General features: G+C 36.6%; 21 protein-coding genes. 8 read left to right on the top strand and 13 right to left on the bottom strand.

Annotated features, from left to right (window positions below; genetic code table 11):
* Positions 1 to 45: 45 nt before the first annotated feature.
* The 6 genes from CSE_RS00905 to CSE_RS00880 all read right to left on the bottom strand — a co-directional run bounded on the left by CSE_RS00905 (position 46) and on the right by CSE_RS00880 (position 5,128).
* Positions 46 to 750: an ABC transporter ATP-binding protein gene (locus CSE_RS00905; protein WP_014452741.1), complete on the bottom strand. Its 705-nt coding sequence runs from the start codon at positions 748 to 750 to the stop codon at positions 46 to 48.
* Entirely contained in the window at positions 737 to 1,519 is a 783-nt protein-coding gene (locus tag CSE_RS00900) for an ABC transporter ATP-binding protein (protein WP_014452740.1), read from the bottom strand. The genes CSE_RS00905 and CSE_RS00900 overlap by 14 nt, the downstream gene beginning before the upstream one ends.
* The gene (locus CSE_RS00895; protein WP_014452739.1) at positions 1,500 to 2,540 is read right to left on the bottom strand and encodes a branched-chain amino acid ABC transporter permease; all 1,041 of its coding nucleotides are present in this window, start codon (positions 2,538 to 2,540) and stop codon (positions 1,500 to 1,502) included. The genes CSE_RS00900 and CSE_RS00895 overlap by 20 nt, the downstream gene beginning before the upstream one ends.
* Before the next feature lies 1 nt (position 2,541).
* Positions 2,542 to 3,450, bottom strand: a complete 909-nt coding sequence (locus tag CSE_RS00890) for a branched-chain amino acid ABC transporter permease (RefSeq protein ID WP_014452738.1) — start codon at positions 3,448 to 3,450, stop codon at positions 2,542 to 2,544.
* 56 nt (positions 3,451 to 3,506) lie between these two features.
* Complete coding sequence (locus CSE_RS00885; RefSeq protein WP_014452737.1) at positions 3,507 to 4,643, bottom strand: ABC transporter substrate-binding protein; 1,137 nt, start codon at positions 4,641 to 4,643, stop codon at positions 3,507 to 3,509.
* A gap of 209 nt (positions 4,644 to 4,852) precedes the next feature.
* On the bottom strand, positions 4,853 to 5,128 hold the full coding sequence (locus tag CSE_RS00880; RefSeq protein WP_014452736.1) for an HU family DNA-binding protein: 276 nt from the start codon (positions 5,126 to 5,128) through the stop codon (positions 4,853 to 4,855).
* Between the two features lie 304 nt (positions 5,129 to 5,432).
* Here CSE_RS00880 and CSE_RS00875 point away from each other — a divergent pair, with 304 nt between their 5' ends.
* The gene (locus CSE_RS00875) at positions 5,433 to 7,496 is read left to right on the top strand and encodes a ribonucleoside triphosphate reductase (protein WP_014452735.1); all 2,064 of its coding nucleotides are present in this window, start codon (positions 5,433 to 5,435) and stop codon (positions 7,494 to 7,496) included.
* Between the two features lie 157 nt (positions 7,497 to 7,653).
* Positions 7,654 to 8,280, top strand: a complete 627-nt coding sequence (gene thyX / locus CSE_RS00870; RefSeq protein WP_014452734.1) for an FAD-dependent thymidylate synthase — start codon at positions 7,654 to 7,656, stop codon at positions 8,278 to 8,280.
* A gap of 74 nt (positions 8,281 to 8,354) precedes the next feature.
* Here thyX and CSE_RS00865 read toward each other — a convergent pair whose 3' ends face one another.
* Positions 8,355 to 10,439 (bottom strand): 5'-nucleotidase C-terminal domain-containing protein, encoded by a 2,085-nt coding sequence (locus CSE_RS00865; RefSeq protein ID WP_014452733.1) that lies wholly within the window; start codon positions 10,437 to 10,439, stop codon positions 8,355 to 8,357.
* Positions 10,440 to 10,600: 161 nt separating this feature from the next.
* Here CSE_RS00865 and nrdD point away from each other — a divergent pair, with 161 nt between their 5' ends.
* Together nrdD and CSE_RS00855 are read left to right on the top strand one after the other, a co-directional pair.
* The gene (gene nrdD, locus CSE_RS00860) at positions 10,601 to 10,792 is read left to right on the top strand and encodes an anaerobic ribonucleoside-triphosphate reductase (RefSeq protein ID WP_014452731.1); all 192 of its coding nucleotides are present in this window, start codon (positions 10,601 to 10,603) and stop codon (positions 10,790 to 10,792) included.
* 18 nt (positions 10,793 to 10,810) lie between these two features.
* Positions 10,811 to 11,347, top strand: a complete 537-nt coding sequence (locus CSE_RS00855; RefSeq protein ID WP_014452730.1) for a DUF4388 domain-containing protein — start codon at positions 10,811 to 10,813, stop codon at positions 11,345 to 11,347.
* Between the two features lie 31 nt (positions 11,348 to 11,378).
* On the opposite strand, the gene CSE_RS00850 is transcribed toward CSE_RS00855, so the two are convergent.
* Genes CSE_RS00850 through CSE_RS08475 form a run of 3 tightly spaced genes read right to left on the bottom strand, consistent with a single transcriptional unit; the run spans position 11,379 to position 13,331 of the window.
* A complete protein-coding gene (locus tag CSE_RS00850; RefSeq protein WP_014452729.1) occupies positions 11,379 to 12,107 on the bottom strand; it encodes an SIMPL domain-containing protein in 729 nt (242 codons plus the stop codon).
* A 28-nt stretch (positions 12,108 to 12,135) separates the two neighbouring features.
* Positions 12,136 to 13,107, bottom strand: coding sequence for an amidohydrolase family protein (locus CSE_RS00845; protein WP_197535275.1), 972 nt, complete (start codon positions 13,105 to 13,107; stop codon positions 12,136 to 12,138).
* Between the two features lie 35 nt (positions 13,108 to 13,142).
* Positions 13,143 to 13,331 (bottom strand): putative hydrolase, encoded by a 189-nt coding sequence (locus CSE_RS08475; protein ID WP_014452727.1) that lies wholly within the window; start codon positions 13,329 to 13,331, stop codon positions 13,143 to 13,145.
* Between the two features lie 233 nt (positions 13,332 to 13,564).
* On the opposite strand from CSE_RS08475, the gene CSE_RS00840 reads away from it, so the two are divergent.
* From CSE_RS00840 to CSE_RS00825, 4 genes are read left to right on the top strand one after another with little or no spacing between them, the layout of a single operon-like run.
* On the top strand, positions 13,565 to 13,840 hold the full coding sequence (locus tag CSE_RS00840; protein WP_014452726.1) for an SHOCT domain-containing protein: 276 nt from the start codon (positions 13,565 to 13,567) through the stop codon (positions 13,838 to 13,840).
* Positions 13,841 to 13,859: 19 nt separating this feature from the next.
* Positions 13,860 to 14,183, top strand: coding sequence for a metal-sensing transcriptional repressor (locus CSE_RS00835; protein ID WP_197535274.1), 324 nt, complete (start codon positions 13,860 to 13,862; stop codon positions 14,181 to 14,183).
* Between the two features lie 2 nt (positions 14,184 to 14,185).
* Positions 14,186 to 16,363: a heavy metal translocating P-type ATPase gene (locus CSE_RS00830; protein ID WP_014452724.1), complete on the top strand. Its 2,178-nt coding sequence runs from the start codon at positions 14,186 to 14,188 to the stop codon at positions 16,361 to 16,363.
* A 9-nt stretch (positions 16,364 to 16,372) separates the two neighbouring features.
* On the top strand, positions 16,373 to 16,567 hold the full coding sequence (locus CSE_RS00825) for a YHS domain-containing protein (RefSeq protein ID WP_014452723.1): 195 nt from the start codon (positions 16,373 to 16,375) through the stop codon (positions 16,565 to 16,567).
* A gap of 98 nt (positions 16,568 to 16,665) precedes the next feature.
* Here CSE_RS00825 and CSE_RS00820 read toward each other — a convergent pair whose 3' ends face one another.
* Genes CSE_RS00820 through CSE_RS08570 form a run of 3 tightly spaced genes read right to left on the bottom strand, consistent with a single transcriptional unit; the run spans position 16,666 to position 17,680 of the window.
* Positions 16,666 to 16,968 (bottom strand): DUF4405 domain-containing protein, encoded by a 303-nt coding sequence (locus CSE_RS00820; RefSeq protein ID WP_014452722.1) that lies wholly within the window; start codon positions 16,966 to 16,968, stop codon positions 16,666 to 16,668.
* Positions 16,968 to 17,147 carry a DUF2202 domain-containing protein gene (locus CSE_RS08575; RefSeq protein WP_014452721.1) on the bottom strand — a complete coding sequence of 60 codons (180 nt, stop codon included), beginning with the start codon at positions 17,145 to 17,147 and terminating at the stop codon, positions 16,968 to 16,970. The genes CSE_RS00820 and CSE_RS08575 overlap by 1 nt, the downstream gene beginning before the upstream one ends.
* Positions 17,144 to 17,680 (bottom strand): DUF2202 domain-containing protein, encoded by a 537-nt coding sequence (locus CSE_RS08570; protein WP_014452720.1) that lies wholly within the window; start codon positions 17,678 to 17,680, stop codon positions 17,144 to 17,146. The genes CSE_RS08575 and CSE_RS08570 overlap by 4 nt, the downstream gene beginning before the upstream one ends.
* Positions 17,681 to 17,689: the final 9 nt, after the last annotated feature.

The raw sequence follows: 17,689 nt of genomic DNA, 5'->3' as shown, positions 1-17,689 counted from the left end.
ATGGGCACCATTCGGTGCCCATGAATATTTTCATCTTTCTATAAATTAAGCACCAAGATACGCTGCCTTTACCTTTGGATCTTCTTTTACCTCTTTTGCAGGACCTTCAAAAACAATATTTCCAACCTCAAGAACATATGCATAGTGTGCAATTTCCAAAGCCATCTCGGCATTCTGCTCAACAAGTAAAATAGTTTTTCCTTCCTTGTTTATTTTTACAATTGTATCAAAAATTTCCTCTACCAAAACTGGCGCAAGTCCCATTGATGGCTCATCCATCATAATGAGGTCTGCATCCACCATGAGCGCACGCCCAAAGGCTAACATCTGTTGTTCTCCACCTGAAAGAGTTCCTGCAAGTTGTTTTTCTCTTTCCTTGAGTCTCGGGAAAAGTTCAAAAACATCTTCAAGTTTTTCTTTAAATCTATTTTTGTCCTTTAAAGTCCATGCTGCAAGTTCAAGGTTTTCTTTTACCGTTAAGTCAGGGAAAACTCTTCTCCCTTCTGGTACATGCACAACTCCAAGTTGGACGATCATATGAGGTTCCATTTTCGTTATATCAATATCCTTAAAAAATATTGTGCCTGCCTTCGGTTTTACAAGTCCTGAGATTGTCCTCAATGTGGTGGTTTTGCCTGCACCATTCGCACCAATAAGAGTAACAATCGTGCCACTCTTAACCTCAAAACTTATGCCCTTCAAGGCTTTGATTGCACCATAATAAACTTCGAGATTATTAACCTTTAACATTTGCCCTCCTTCCAAGATACGCTTCAATTACACGAGGGTTGTTCTGGATCTCTGTAGGAGTGCCTTCGGCAATTGTTTCTCCAAAATCCATAACCTTAATTCGCTCGCAAATACCCATTACAACCTGCATATGGTGTTCAATAAGATAAACAGTAACTTTAAAATGGTTCCTAATCCAGAGAATCATTTCCATGAGTTCTGAAACTTCCTTTGGGTTCATTCCTGCTGCTGGCTCATCAAGAAGAAGCAGTTTCGGATGTGTTGCAAGAGCACGAGCAATTTCAAGCCTTCGTAGTTCCCCATAAGGAAGTGCCTTTGCAGGTAAATATGCCTTATCTTTAAGTTTAAAAAGCTCAAGGAGTTCAAGACTTTCTTCTGTAACGGACTTTTCCTCTTTGTAATAAGAAGGTGTTCTTATTATTGAATCAACAAGACCATATTTTAACCTGTAGTGACCTGCGATTCGAATGTTGTCAAGTACTGTAAGGTTTCCGAAAATTCTTAAATTCTGAAATGTTCTTGCAATACCAACCGCAACAACATCGTGCGGTTTATATGTCGTAATATCTTTATCATATAAATAGATTTTGCCCTCTGTTGGAATATAAACACCCGTAATGAGGTTAAAGATCGTTGTTTTACCTGCACCATTTGGACCAATGAGTCCCCACAATGCACCTTCTGGAAGTTCAAGATTGAAATTATGAACAGCACGAAGGCCTCCAAAGTAGTGAGTTACAGAGTCAAGTTTAAGCACTACCCGTTGCATTTTTCTCCTCCTCTTCCGGAACAAGTATCTTAAATTCTCTTTGACCCATAATTCCCTCGGTTCGGTAGAGCATTACCACAATGAGAAGCACTGCATAAACAACCATTCTCCACTCAGGACCAATTGTGAATGGGAATATATGAAGTCCGTTCAATGAGTCTATTCCAAGCCTTAAAAGCTCTGATAAAACAGTAAGAACAACAGCTGCAATTATCGAACCACTTAAACTTCCTGCACCACCAATATACACCATAACAAGGATACTTAATGGACCTGCGATACTTGGACTTGTAAAGCCAAACATCGTAGGATGTGCAAGTTGAAGAACATGCACAAGCAAGGCTCCTGCAACACCGGCAAAGAATGCACCAATTGAAAATGCCATAACCTTGTATTTTGTGGTATTTACACCAACAAGTTCTGAAGCAACTTCATCTTCTCTAATTGATTTCATCGCTCTTCCTACTGTTGAATAAACAATATTTTTCATGATAAAAATTGAAATCAATGTAAAGAAGTAAATCATAGCAAATGTTGAAAGCCTTGGGATACCCAATAGACCTCTCGGACCACCCACGTAATCAATTGCATTTATTCCGACTCTTACAATTTCTTGGAATGCAAGAGTAACTATCGCAAGATAATCGCCTCTTAACCTCAAAGAAGGAATCCCCAAAAGAATGCCGATTATTGCAGCAACTACGCCTCCAAGAAGAACCGCAATGATAAAGAGGCTAAATTTAGGGAGTGCTTGCATCTGCCCAACTTTCCAAATTAATGTTGTTAGGACACCTGCAGTATATGCACCAACTGCCATAAATCCGCCATGGCCCAAAGAGAATTGCCCCGTGAAGCCATTAATAATATTTAAACTCGTTGCAAGAATAATATTAATAAGAGCAATATCGATAATTTGCATATAGTAATTATTAAGAATGCCTACCGAATAAAGAATTTGAATAACTACAAAAAGAATTAAAGCATATATAAAAAGTAACCTGTTTTTAGTTAGCACTTTCATATTACACCTTTTCTCCTGTCTTCTTGCCAAATAATCCCTGAGGAAGGAAAATGAGAACAATTATTAGAATTGCGTATGCGATTCCTTCCCCTACGATAGAGTTTATAGCATATCCCAAAACCTCAGCAATACCAAGTATGAATGCACCAAGCATAGCACCAACTACATTCCCAATACCGCCTAAAACCGCTGCAATAAATGCTTTCAATCCTGGTACAATACCCATATAAGGCATAATTCTTGGATATGTGAGTCCTGCAAGTAATCCTGCTGCACCTGCAAGCGCACCACCAATGATAAAAGTAAGATCAATAATTCTTTCAAGGTCAATACCCATAAGTCTCAGTGCGTCCTTGTCCTGAGCTGATGCCCTCATTGCCATTCCAAGGCGTGTATAGAAAATAATGTAAGTAAGGATTATCATTAGAACAATTGCAATTGAAACATTAATTATTTGATAGTTTGTAAAATGGACTGTCCCAATGTTAAAATCCTTTATTGAGATAAATTGCGGGAATGGCCTATAGGATGGCCCAATTGCAGGAATTGCTGATGAAAAGTATTCAAGAAACATTGAAACACCAATTGCTGTAATGAGCGCAGAAAGTCTTGGTTTGTATCTTAACTTTCTATATGCAATCCTATTTGAAAGGAAAGCAACAAGTGAACCTACAGACATACTCGCAAGGAGCGCTATTACGATTAATGTATTTTGCCCCATACGCTGCGCCATTAGAAAATTAATTGTAAAATAGGCAGCATATGCACCAAGCATGTAGAAATCGCCATGAGCAAAGTTCACCAATCGTATTATTCCATAGACAAGAGTGTATCCTATTGCAATCAACGCATAGACGCTTCCAAGTTGGATACCGTTAATTAACTGCTGAAGATTAAATATCCCGCTCATTTTTCACCTTCTTTCTAAAAATGGCAGGGGTTTCACCCCTGCCTTAAAGAAGAATCTTATGGATTTACAGTTGTTACGTATACTTGCTGTCCGTTTTCGATCTTTATTATAACTGCAGATTTTACAGGATTCCTATTTTCATCAAACTTGATTACACCTGAAACACCATGGTATTCTATGTTCTTCAAAGCATCTCTAATTTTTGCGCCATCTGTTGAGCCTGCATTTTGGATTGCCTGAAGAATAAGACCCATAGCATCATATCCAAGTGCTGCAAGAGCATCTGGTGCTTGACCATACTTTTGAGTATACTTCTTTACAAACTCCTGAACTTCAGGTCTTTGGTCATCTTTAGAGAAGTGGTTTGTAAAGTAGGAGTTATTAACTGCATCTCCACCAATCTTTACCAAATCTGGTGAATCCCAACCATCGCCACCAAGGAATGGTCCTTTATAGCCAAGTTGCCTTGCCTGTTTTGCCATAAGACCGTCGTCGTTATAGTAATCTGAACAATAAATTACATCAGGGTTGCCAGCAAGAATCTTTGTTAAGAAGGGAGTAAAGTCAGTTGTTCCTGCTGGGTGACCTTCAAATGCAACAATGGTCCCACCAAGAGCATTAAACTTGTCTCTAAAGAACTCTGCGAGTCCCTTTGTGTAATCATTACTGTTATCAAAGAGGACTCCCGCTTTCTTTGCGCCAAGATTGTTGTACGCAAATAGTGCGCCAACTGTCCCTTGGAACGGGTCGATGAAGCATGCCCTGAAGATATAATCTCCAACTTGTGTAACCTTGGGGTTTGTTGATGTAGGCGAAACCATAGGTATTCCTGCACTCTGACAAATAGGTGCAATTGCAAGGGATACTTTACTCATAACTGTACCTGCAATAGCAACTACTTTGTCCTCATTAATGAGTTTCTGTGCCGCTGTTGCACCTTCTGTTGGGTCTCCTTTGTCATCTGCAAAGACCAATTCGATTTTCTTACCCAAAACTCCGCCCTTTGCGTTCCACTCCTCGATCATCATCTCATAGCCGTTTTTTGTTGAAACACCAAAAGTGGATGCTTCACCAGTTACAGGACCAATTCCTCCAATTTTGATTGTGCTTGGTCCTTTCGACGTACAACCTGTAAATGTCGTGCTTACGAGTGCTACGATAAGAAGTAGCACAACTAAAAACTTCTTTGCCATCTTTCGCCTCCTCTTCCGTTTTTTTTACCCCTACTAAATTTGTTGCAAGAATTATATGAAAAAAAATTATAAAGTCAAGAGTTTATTTTTTACATCATGTAAATTATTCTTATGGATTATACTCTGAAAGATATTAACGGTTATGTAGATTTTATTGTTTATAAATAAAGGGGCCTTAAAGGCCCCCATAACAAAAAAAGGCTTAGGAACTACTTGGAAACTGCATCTTTTAACTCTTTACCGACTTTGAAGTAAGGAACTACTTTTGCTGGAATAGAAATCTTCTTTCCGGTTCTGGGGTTAACACCATTCCTCTTTGCTCTCTCCCTTGTTGCCCAGGTGCCGAAGCCAATAAGTGCTACTTTGTCACCTTTCTTGAGGGTTTCTTTTACGACATCGATGAATGCATCAAGCATTGCTTCGACATCTTTCTTCTTCATGCCGGTTTTCTCAGCAACTGCCGTAATGAGTTCTGGCTTGTTCATCCGTTTTCACCTCCTTTCCTATATCAATTTTTCAAGTATTTATGCAGTCTCTCTTAAGGACACCGCATAAATACTTGCTTAATTTTAATATATACGAATTTTACTTTATGTCAATAGGTTTTAGGGGGATTTTTGCAATTTTTTTAATACTTTTTTGAAATCGCATCGTGTTAAAGCAGTTCCGTTTGTGGTGATTTTTTTAAAAGAGGCTTTATTAAACTTAACTTTTTAAACATTATTATTCAAATGGTATTTGATTTTAGGCTAAATTAGTTTATCCTATCCATATAAAGGAGTGATAGAGATGATAAAATTTGTCCAAAAAAGAGATGGAAGAATTGTTCCTTTCCAAAAAGAAAAGATAACTAGGGCAATTTTAAAAGCTGGGATTGCAACTCACGAATTTGGAGAAGATGTAGCAGAATATCTTACAAACATTGTATTAAATGAACTGATTGACGAATCCGAACCCATTAACATTGAGATTATTCAAAACAAAATTGAAGAAATATTAATGCGAAAAGGATTTTATCAAACAGCAAAGGCATTCATTATATATAGAGAAAAGAGAAGGGAATTAAGGGAATTAAGAAAACATTTAGATATACCTGAACTTTTTGATAAATACATAGGAGAAGAAACCTGGGAAATTCACGAAAATGCTAACATAAACTACTCAATACAAGGCTTGAAAGCATATATTACCGGTAAAGCAGAGGAGATATACTGGCTTGAGAAAGTCTATCCAAAGAAGATTTCTGATTACCACAAAGATGGATTTGTGCATATCCACAATCTCTCCTTCTTAGGAAGCTATTGCGTTGGGTGGGACTTGGAGGATCTAATTAAAAGAGGCTTCGGCGGAGTCCCCGGTAAACCTTATTCAACACCTGCAAAGCACCTTTCATCAATTTTAGGACAGATGATGAACTTCTTATTTACGCTTCAAAATGAAGCAGCAGGTGCAGTTGCATTCTCCTCTTTTGATACTCTTTTAGCACCTTTTGTGTATTTTGATAAGCTCACCTACAAAGAGGTCAAACAGCAAATTCAGGAGTTTGTCTATAATATGAACCAAACAATGAGAACAGGAGGACAGTCACCATTCTCAAACATAACCATTGATTTAACACCTCATCCTCTTTTAAAAGATAAACCAGTTGTAATCGGCGGGAAGCCCATAAAGGAATACACATATGGTATGTTCCAAAAAGAAATGGATTTAATTAACAAGGCGCTATTTGAAGTGTTTATTGAAGGCGATGGTCATGGAAGACCATTCACATTTCCAATTCCAACGATCAATGTCTCAAAAGATTTTGATTGGGATAATCCTGTGCTTGAACCAATTTGGGAATCAACAGCAAAATACGGAACGCCATATTTTGCAAACTATATAAACTCTGATTTAAGACCTGAAGATGCGAGGAGTATGTGTTGTAGGCTTCGATTAGATACAAGAGAGCTCAAAAATAAGGGCGGGGGGCTATTTGGAGCAAACCCGTTAACAGGAAGTGTGGGCGTCATCACAATTAATCTTCCTCGTATTGCCTACTTATCAAAACACAATATAAATGAGTTTTACAAAATGCTTGATGAAATTCTTGAAGCCTCAAAAGAAGGGCTTGAAAAGAAAAGAGAAACTGTAGAAAAGTTCACCGAAATGGGACTTTATCCGTATTCAAGAATTTATCTTGAACCCATAAAAGAGGAAACAGGCAAATTTTGGGACAATCACTTCTCAACAATAGGAATAATAGGCATGAACGAAGCACTGCAGATGCTTTTTGATAGGTCAATCCACATGGGAACACAAAAAGGCATTCAGAATGCAGTTGAAGTAATGTTGCACATAAGAGAATTGCTTCAAAAATTTCAGAAAGACACAGGCCATTTGTTTAATTTGGAGGCAACACCGTCTGAGTCAACTTCTTATTCTCTTGCGTTAAAAGATAAAAAAGAATTTCCTGATATAATTACGGGAGGGTCGGAAGAAAATCCATTCTACACAAACTCAACCCAACTACCAGTAAATTACACAGATGACCCATTTGAACTTGCAGAACTCCAAGAACCAGTTCAAAAATTGTATACGGGAGGAACGGTCGTCCACTTTTTCTTAGGCGAAAGACTATACAATCCAAATTCTGCAAAAGTATTCGTAAGAAAGATACTCGAGAACTATGAACTGCCCTATATTACACTTACTCCGTCTTTCTCAATTTGCCCCAAACATGGATATATCCCAGGGGAACATGAATTCTGCCCTCTGTGCGATGAAGAGTTGAAAGAGAAAGCCCGGAAAGGTGAACTTGAAAATAATAAAAAATCTGCTAAAATTAACGTGGATTTGAAAATAGACATTTAGAAAGTAGGGAAGTTAAAAGTATGCTAAAAAGAAAGTTATTTAAAAGCGAAAGAAAAATTGTTAAATTAATAAAGAAAATCACCAACCAAAAGAAAAACAAACCAAATTGTAAATAGTTTGTAGTGTATTTTTAAAACTGAATACCGAAGGGGGACAAGTGCTCGAAGGTAGTGTATTAATTACTCTTATAAACTTTACACCTAATCCAGAACTCACTGTTGCAATTGCTATGAGACAATCACGTAATCTCGGTAGTGTTAAAGATTTGAACCTTAAAGAGGAAGATATAATTCACCTTATAAACCTTGCACTTCAACTCGGGCATTATTCTGTTTTTGAGCATATAAGTTTTACATTTGCAATTGAAGGTATTTCACGATCTTGCTCGCATCAATTTGTAAGACACAGATTTTTTTCATTCACACAACAATCTCAAAGATATGTAAAATATGAAAACCCAGTGTTTATATTTCCTCCATCAGTCAAGAATAATCTTGAGGCACTTGAGGTATTCGAAAAAACATTAAAAACAATAGAAGAATCTTACAAAAAACTTCTTTCCTTAAAAATTCCAGAAGAAGATGCAAGATTTATTTTACCTAATGCAACAGAAACTAAAATAGTTGCAACAGCAAATGCAAGAGAATTAATGCACTTTTTTAAACTTCGTCTTGACCCACATGCTCAGTGGGAGATAAGGAAAATGGCGCAAGAAATGTTTAACCTTGTAAGTGTCGTTGCACCTCATATTTTTAACGAAGAAAACTTAAAATATTTTGAGTAGATGAATGAAAAATTCAAACAAAACAAAGGGGGGGGTAAAAGCCCCCCCTTTATCTATTAAATTTAGCAATTCACTTAAGGAGTTACAAAGGTTATTCTTCCGTCAACTTCTTTAAAGACTTTTGGATTTGACTTAATATAATTTACAAGGTCATCTCTCATGTAGTTTCCAGTAACTATCTTGATTGAAAGTGCATTCTTCAACACAGTATAGCCATCGCCACCTGCTGCCATGAAGTCATTTGTTGCAACTTTGTAAACCTTGTTGGGATCAAGAGGTGTGCCGTTTGCAAGTTTTACTTCAACAACTCTACTTCCAGGTTTTTTGGAAAGGTCTACTTTAACCCTAATTCCCGAAATTTGTGCAAATCTTCCAGCAGTAGCCTCAACCTGTGAGTATCCGTTTTCAAGTGCTGCAATTATATCAGAGCCCTTCAACTCCAGGAGGACAATAAGATTATCAAATGGAAGAACTGTATACACTGTTCCAACACTTATAGGTCCTTTTGGAATAGATGCCCTAATACCTCCACCGTTTGTAATTGCAATATCAGCACCTGAAATTTCTCTCATCCAATCTGCAATAAAATCGCCAAGGTTTGTTTCTTTAATTCTTATATTAGGTCTTGAACCATCAAGATCAACAAGTGCTTCGCCAATAACTTCTGACATTTTCTTTGTTACTTCATCATTGTAGGGCTTAATAATTGATAGAATTGTCTCGTCCTCTTTAACGTTGGCATTAATCGGTATCAGTTTGTAGTCAATCTTTGAAAGTCTTACAGAATTTGCCTTTGCCTCAAAGTAGAGTTTTACTTCACCAAGATTATTTCCATATGAGCCCGTTTGAACAATATACGTTCCATTAACGACTGTTGGCTTATCAAGTACTGTATGCGAATGTCCGCCAATAATAAGGTTTATACCGTTAACTTGTTTTGCAAGTTGGACATCTCCGATATCTCCAGTGTAGTAGTCTGTTGCAGTATAGCCAAGGTGAGAAAGAAGTACTACAAAGTTCGAATTATCTTTTAATGTTGAGACAACATTTGTTGCAGTTTTTACAGGGTCAAGAATTTCAAGCCCTTGAATTCCATTCGGATTTACAAGTATTGGAAGTTGAGGATTATCAAGCCCAAAAAGACCAAGTTTTACAAAACCAAACGGTTTAATTTCGTATGGTTTACTCATAAATGTAGAGTTTGTCTTTGTGTCGATAATATTTGCGCATAGATATGTGTATTTTGCCTCAGACACTCTTTGCGCAAGAAGATCCTTTCCCCAATCAAACTCATGGTTCCCAAATGTTGCATAGTTATAACCCATTGCATTGTAAACTTCAATGACGTCTTTTCCATAGAAGAATGCACCAATTGGGGGACCACCACCAATTGCGTCTCCTGCATCAACAAGAAGAGTTCTATCAGGGTTGTATGCTCTTTCTTCTTTTACGACTGTATAAATTCTTGCACTTCCACCAATTGGTTTTTTATCTTTATCGGTAGAACCAAGTAAATACATATGGAAGTCATTTGTGTGAAGAATTGTGATAACTGGGAATCGCGAGGATGCGAGCATGTGGACAAAAGTTTCCCTTGTTATTGGTTTTCCTGCACCAAGAGTATCACCAGTGGGTTTGTAAAATCCCATTTTTACAAAGTAATTTACAAAATCTTTTGCTTCAGGTAAAAGCATTGATACATCTTTGAAACTCGAAATCACATCTTCGGCTTGCGGATTTGTAATTTGTAGCGCCCTGGAGAGCACTAAAACTGCTTCATCAAGTGTGATAGGACTATTGGGCTTGAATGTGCCGTCTGGATATCCCATAAATACCTTTGCCTTTGCAAGTGTTTCAATGTAAGGAGACGCCCAAAAATCCTTTGGTGTGTCCTTAAAAGAATACTTTGGAAGATTAAACCATGGGATAAAGTCATAGGGAAAAGCCCTAACGATCATTTTTGCAAACTCTGCTCTGGTAAGCGTCCTCTCCAGATGAAGTTGACCATCGGGAAAGCCCTGTATAACCCCACGTTCAACAAGTACATCCACGTCTACATTTCCATAGGTTGTAGCATTTGCAATAGGTTGCTTTGGTAAAACGGGAATAAATGCGATTAGCAACATAACTACAACCAAAAATGATAAAAGCTTTTTCATTGTACTACCTCCTTTCTACAAAAAAATTTTAGGTTTTCAGAAATATTATATTACTCTTCTAAAAATGACAAAGTGTATTTCAAAATATTTTTTAAAAAAAGAATTAAAAGCATTGCATTTTTTATTTTTTGATTATAATTTTATTGATGAAGGAGGAAGAGATGGCAGAGAAAGTACTAAATGAAGGTGACCTTATCCTTGAAGACGGCACTGTTATCCCTAAAGAAATGAGGACTCGTTGCGAAATCTGGTCAAGGCCAGTTGGTTATCTTAGGCCTGTTCAGCACTGGAACAACGGAAAAAGGGAAGAATTTAGGGAAAGAAAAAGGTTTAAGGTAGAGGATTCTAAATAACCCCAAGAAAAGAATTTAATGAAAGGGACCCTTGAAAGTTTCTCTCTTGAAGAGATACTTCAGGCTGTAAATCAGTCAAAGAAATTTGGAAGAATTGACATTCAAGGTGCTCATGGTCAATACGGAATTTACATAAACAAGGACAACATATATCATGCATTTTCTCCTCATTACGAAAGAGGAATAAATGCTGTTTTAGAGGCTTTCATAGAGACGAAAGGCACCTTTGAGTTTAAGGAAATGTTAAATTCAAAGTTTATAACAATATCAAAGCCATTTTTTGATGTGATCACTGAGGGTATTGCTTTAAAAGAAGAATTAGCAAGTCTAAATAGCGAGATCTCTGATGATACAACATTTGACTTAGTTCAGGAAGCAAATTTTGAGAATATTTCACTCTCAGGATCCGACTTAAAATTCTTGAGAGACCTTGGCAAAGGTTTACCGGTATCTTCAGTACTCAAGGAAGAAAATATCGACTACATAACTTTTTTAAGAAAGTTAAAGTCGTTTATTGATATAAAGCTTGTTAAAATTAAAAAGGCTGGGCAATAACCCAGCCTTAAAAGAGCATTACCACAAAGTTTTAATCAAATGTAAACACAACTTGCACATTCACATTAACTTTTAGAGTTCCACCTTCAACGGGGACATTTGCTTGAGTTGCCCCTGCTGCAAATGACTTGAAAACAGGTTGAGGATAACTAATTGACTCAATAGAAATAGACTTAATACCGGTTACTTTATAGTTTGTATTCTTCAAAGACGCATCTGCCTTTGCGCGTGCATTCTTCATCGCATTCTCAATTGCCTGAAGTTTAAGATTATCTTTATTTGATGCATCAAAAGAAATACCACCAATATCGTTAACTCCTGCTTTTACAATGGCACTGAGGATTTTGCCTGCATCTAATATCTTTGTTTCCACGATGAAGTTTTCAGATGCTCTATAGCCTTCCAAAGTGGATTTCCCTGTTTGTGGATTGTAGGAATAAATTGGAGAAAGATTAAGAACACTTGTCTTGATTTTTTCCTTTGCAATGCCTTGCTTTACAAGAACATCGACTATACCGCTTGCCTTTGTTGCAAGTCCATCCATTGCCTTTGCTGGATCTAAATCCTCAAAGAAAACTCCAAAATTTAGATATGCGATATCCGGAATAACCTCTACATAGCCCTCACCTGTTACAGAAATCGTATGATTTGTAGGATCCGAATCCGCTGTGGCAACGCCTTTTGGAAGGGTTTTTCCACCAATAAAGACAACTGTCAAAATTGCAACTACCACAAATAACACTAATAACTTTTTATTCATTTCTTTCACCTCCGCTAATTAGATACCATTAATTTGAAAAAAGTTCCATCACTTTAAAGAAGTTTTCGTGACTTATTACATAAAGTGGCTTTTCATAGAATCTTAATGCCTCAAGTACATTAGGAGCATTCAGTACTACGAGATTTGCTGTTTTACCCAACTCAATCCCATAATCATTTATACGCATGGCTTTTGCAGGATTTTTGGTAATCATATCATAAAGTGCTTCCATATCCGCTGCCGTTGTCATCCATAAAATGTGCGACGCAAGGAAGGCAACTTCAAGCATATTGTTCCTTCCATAAGGATAGTATGCATCTAATATATCATCCTGTCCAAGGCTTAAAAGGATATCACTTGACAAAAGTTCTTTTACTGGCACATGCAACGGACCTGTATGGGGATCAGTAACAATTGAAATGCCACTTTTTTTAAGGAGAGCAATCAATTTCATAAGATACTGCATTGGATACATTGACATCGCCCTTGCATGATGCGCTAAAACTCTCCCCATATAACCAGTTTCTAAAGTTTTTATTGCAAGCTTTTCTAACGTTTTTAATGTAGGGTCCCCCGCATCGTCCACAAGCATCGAAATATCTTTATCAAATTCAAGTGCAATCTCAAACATTTTATCTATGTGTGTTTCTTCGTCTTTTTCGGTTAATTCAATCCACGGAATACCACCCACAACATCTGCACCCATTTTTACCGCTTCTCTTACAAGATTGTAAGCTTCGGACTCCCTTTCCACACCATCTTGAGGAAAGGCAACTACTTGAAGCTCAACAACCCCTTTAAACTCCTCTTTTGCTTTTAGAAGTGCTTTGATTCCTTCAAGTTTTGCTTTTGAATCCACGTCGGCGAATGCCCTTATATGGGTTACTCCATACTCTTTTGCAAGGTTTAGGCCAACTTTCACATTTTCAAAAATCCAGTCCAGAGAATAGCTCTCCTTAACACGAGATGCAAGTTCTATTGCAGTCATTGCTTTTCCCATTTTCTCTCCATGGTAATCCAAAAGTGAAAGTTCATCTATTTTGAAAAGTGTAAATATTTACAAAGATGCAAATGAGGATTAACAAACGATTCTGTTACGAGATTTCCTTTTACGTTGATCTCAAGCTTGTGAGTGCCATAAACTTTTCCAATTTCTTTAATTACCCCGTTTTCAATTGCAATATCGACTCTTTCATTTGTAAATCTAAGCTTTGCATTCCTCAAAACTAAATCGTACGTGTTTTACCTCCTTTTTTGAAATTAAATCCTTATAACCAGTATAAAAATGTTTTTAATTTAAAGCAAATAAATACAAGAATAAAGAGGAAACAAAATAAACAAACAGTTCGAGAAGTCATAAATCTTAAAGAAAGAATTTATTACTATTGCAAATTTTTTAATAAGTAGTAAAATATGATACCACCCCCCGTGGGGTGGAATAGATAGGAGGTAAAAATATGATGCATTGGTTTTTGTTCAGAGCCCCATTCTTTGGAGCATGTGGTTTTTTCCCTGGCTTTGGAATGTTTCTTATGCTTTTGTTCTGGGTTCTAATAGTTATTCTAATCGCCTTTGGTGTTAAAGAAATTTTGCATGGATTTGGGCATCGCGATAGTCACCTATACTCCCACCAACATGAAGACGAAGCCTTAAAAATTCTCAAGCAACTTTATGCAGAAGGAAAATTAACTGACGAAGAGTTTGAAAAGAAAAAGAGACATCTGTTAGACTAATTCAAGGAGGGCAAGGAAAATGAAAAATGATAAACACGTTTGTGATTTAGAAATGGATTCAAAAATTGTCCATTCACCAAAGCACAAAGACACCTTAAAACTAATTAAAATTGCTGAGGGACACCTTGTTGGAATTGAAAAAATGATCGAAAGTGACAGATACTGCATAGACATCTCAAAACAGATCCTTGCCCTTATTGCAATTCTCAAAAAGGCGAACACGGAAATCTTAAAAAGGCATCTGGAGACATGCGTTAAGAGTGCAGCAAAGGGTGAAAATTTCGATGAGAAGATCAAAGAACTTGAATCAATCATCGAGTATCTCTCGAAAGGAAGGGATTAGTCTTGGTTAAAACGAAAACCCTTGAAGTGAAAGGAATGCACTGTGCCTCGTGTGCGGTGAATGTAAAAAAAGCGATTGAAGGATCAGAAGGTGTCATTGATGTAAATGTAAACATTGCAACAAACAAAGCAACTATCTCATATGACCCTTCAAAAGTTAACTTCGAAGAAATCTTCAAGAATGTCGAAAAAATTGGTTATTCTCTCAGTGCTGAAATGGAGAAACAAGATAGCGACTACAAGAGAGCAAAAATTAAGATTATTTTGTCAAGTATATTAATGGTTCCCTCTTTTGTGCTAATGGTTCTTGATATGACCCACCTTCTAATGTTTCAAAGGATGATATATGTTAACTTGATCCTCTCGGCAGTAATGGTTTATGGCATCGGATTTGAAGTCCAAAGGAGAGCCTTAAAAGGATTATTTCATAATGCTTTAAACATGGATCTTCTAATTTTTCTCGGCACAACTGCGGCATTCTTTACGGGTATTTTAAATCTTATAGGAATAAATGTTGCAGACTTCTCCTATGTAGGTGCAATGATAATGTTCTTCCATCTGTTAGGAAAATACCTTGAAGAACTAGCAAAAGGAAATGCTTCTAAAGCAATCAAGAGTCTATTAGACCTCAGCGCAAAGAAGGCACATATTATAGTGGACGATACAGAAATCGAAGTTAACATTGAAGAGTTAGATGTGGATGACGTAATGGTGATAAGGCCTTTTGAAAAAATCCCCACAGATGGAGTTATAATAGAAGGTTCATCATCAATTGATGAATCTATGGTCACAGGTGAACCCCTTCCAGTTGATAAAAGTGTAGGTGACGAAGTAATTGGAGGAACTATAAACGAAAATGGTTTTATAAAAGTTAAGGTAACCAAAGTTGGAAAAGATACATTCTTAGCAAAACTAATTGACCTTGTTGAACAAGCACAGGGGAGCAAGGTGCCAATTCAGGCTTTTGCCGACAAAATAACTGCTTACTTCGTCCCAACAGTTGTTATTATTGCTACCGTTACTTTCAGTTTCTGGTATTTATTTCCTCAATTGGCAAAGAGCGTTTCATTGCATCTTTCGACCTTATTACCATGGATTAATCCAACACTCAACAGGTTAAGTGCAGCAATTTTTGCATCTGTTGCAACGCTTGTAATTGCCTGTCCATGTGCTCTTGGACTTGCAACACCTGTTGCATTGATGGTAGGAAGTGGAGTTGGTGCAAAAAATGGAATCCTTATTAGAAATGGGGCTGTAATTCAAACTGCCAAGGATATAGATACGGTTATATTTGATAAAACTGGCACTTTGACGTATGGAAAACCAAAACTTGCGGATGTTTTAGAGATAGAAAAAGGGGGTCTTGACACTTTAGTGTCAATTGAAAAGCTTTCCAGCCACCCAATAGCAAGGGCATTCCAAGATATTAAAACAAACAATTCCTACAACATTGAAGAATTTAGAGAAACAAGTGGAGTAGGCATTTCTGCAAAGGTAAATGGATTGAGTTTCACTGCAAAGAAAATTAGTAAAATAGAAAACAAGAATGAAGAAATTTTGGATACTATTAAAACTTTTGAGGAAAAGGGTGAAACTGTTTTAGGACTTTTTAAAGAAGAAAAACTTGTGGGTATCTTTGGAATAGAAGATACGATAAAAGAAACTGCAAAAAAAACGATTAATACACTTAAAACAATGGGCTTCGAAATCATTATGATTACAGGCGATAATAAAAATGTAGCATCAAATGTGGCAGAAATGCTTGGAATTAAAAGGTTTTATGCAGAGGTTCTTCCAGAAGACAAAATCAAAATTGTTAGAGAACTACAAGATGAAGGTAGAAAAGTTGCCTTTGTTGGAGATGGAGTAAATGATGCACCTGCCTTAAAGCAAGCGGATGTTGGAATAGCAATGGGGACAGGCACTGACATAGCAATCGAAGCAGGAGATATTGTGCTTGTTAAAGGAAACATTGAAAATGTGGTTAAGGCAATAGAACTTTCAAGAGAGACATTTAAAAAAATTAAACAAAATTTATTCTGGGCATTGTTCTACAATGTTATTGCAATACCAATTGCTGCGATGGGATTACTACACCCAGCAATTGCCGAAATCGCAATGGCATTTAGTTCAATAAATGTGATAACAAACTCTTTAAGACTTAATAAATTAAAACTTTAGGAGGTTTAAATGAAACACATCGATCCTGTTTGTGGGATGATTGTAAAAGAAGAAACGGCCAAAGTAACTTTTGAATACAACGGCAAAACTTATTACTTTTGTAGTGATTTTTGTTTTGAAGAGTTTAAGAAAAATCCTGAAAAGTACCTTAAAGAAGGTCCTGACAAAAACGCAATGAATAAAATGGAAAAACAAGGAATGTAAAAGGTATTAACAAAAAATTCTTTAGTTTAAGATGTGGAGTAAAAAATAGGGCTTCTTTAAAGAAGCCCTATTGCAAATAAATGTCTTGAGATTTATCGTCACTTTGTCCTTAATAAGCAAATGATTTCATTTTTGTAAATCCGAAAATTCAGTAAAAGATGAATTACAATTAACGCCGAAAATATTAAACCAGGAATGGAGTGCATTGTCTCAAGGGCGTCTTTTGAGAAACCTAAAAATGTCCAGTTAGTTAAGCGTGCTTCTCTTCCAGATGGTGCAAAATAAAGACCGATGCCAGAGAAAGCGACAGGAACAAAGAGAAGGAAGATTAAAGTTGAAATTATTCCTTTAATCTTTACAATCAACATATTGATGTTGAGTACCCTTCTCTTTTCGTTCATTAATGTCCTCCTTGATTACTAACTTTGCCTTTTCCTGTTGTTCCATTTATTATTGAATTATATTCATCTGTTGTAAGTAAGACAGGGGCATATTTAACACCATTTGCAGATAACTGACTTACAAAAGCCCTTAGGTGATTCTCAGAACCTTTCATGAGGTTTGTATAGACAGTCTTCATATCATTGTTATTTGTGTTGTTAATATAAGTTTTGAGATCAATTTGAGATCAATAATATCAGTTTCTTCAATAAGTGCACCAACTTTAAGTGCATCAACAAGAGATTTTGAACCTTGCTCAGTTAAAGTCTTGTATAACTCCTGTAAATGCGGGTCGGTAAATACGCCGGGCTCATCAAGTGTAGATGGTGCTGTAAGTCCGTACTTATCAATTAAGCTTAAAACTTCATCCATATGTGTTTGTTCTGCACTTTGGATGTTCTTAAATGTGGTTAATCCCCAAAGGTTATATAGGTATCCGTAAACATCCCTTGCAAGTTTCTCCTCTTCAACCATGTAAAGAAGTCCGTCTTTTTCAATATTTGCAAGGTCAGAAGTTGTAGTTGTTGAAGGTGAAACTACAACCTGTGTTGGGTTATCTGTAGGATTATTAGTTACAGAACCTATACTACCCAAATTTGCGCTGCTACAACCTGTAAATATAATTCCAATTGCTAATATTATTGAACCAATTGCTAATAATGTTTTTTTCATTTTTAACCT

It is taken from the genome of Caldisericum exile AZM16c01 (assembly GCF_000284335.1).
Classification (GTDB): domain Bacteria; phylum Caldisericota; class Caldisericia; order Caldisericales; family Caldisericaceae; genus Caldisericum; species Caldisericum exile.
This window is presented reverse-complemented; position numbering and strand designations above follow the sequence as displayed.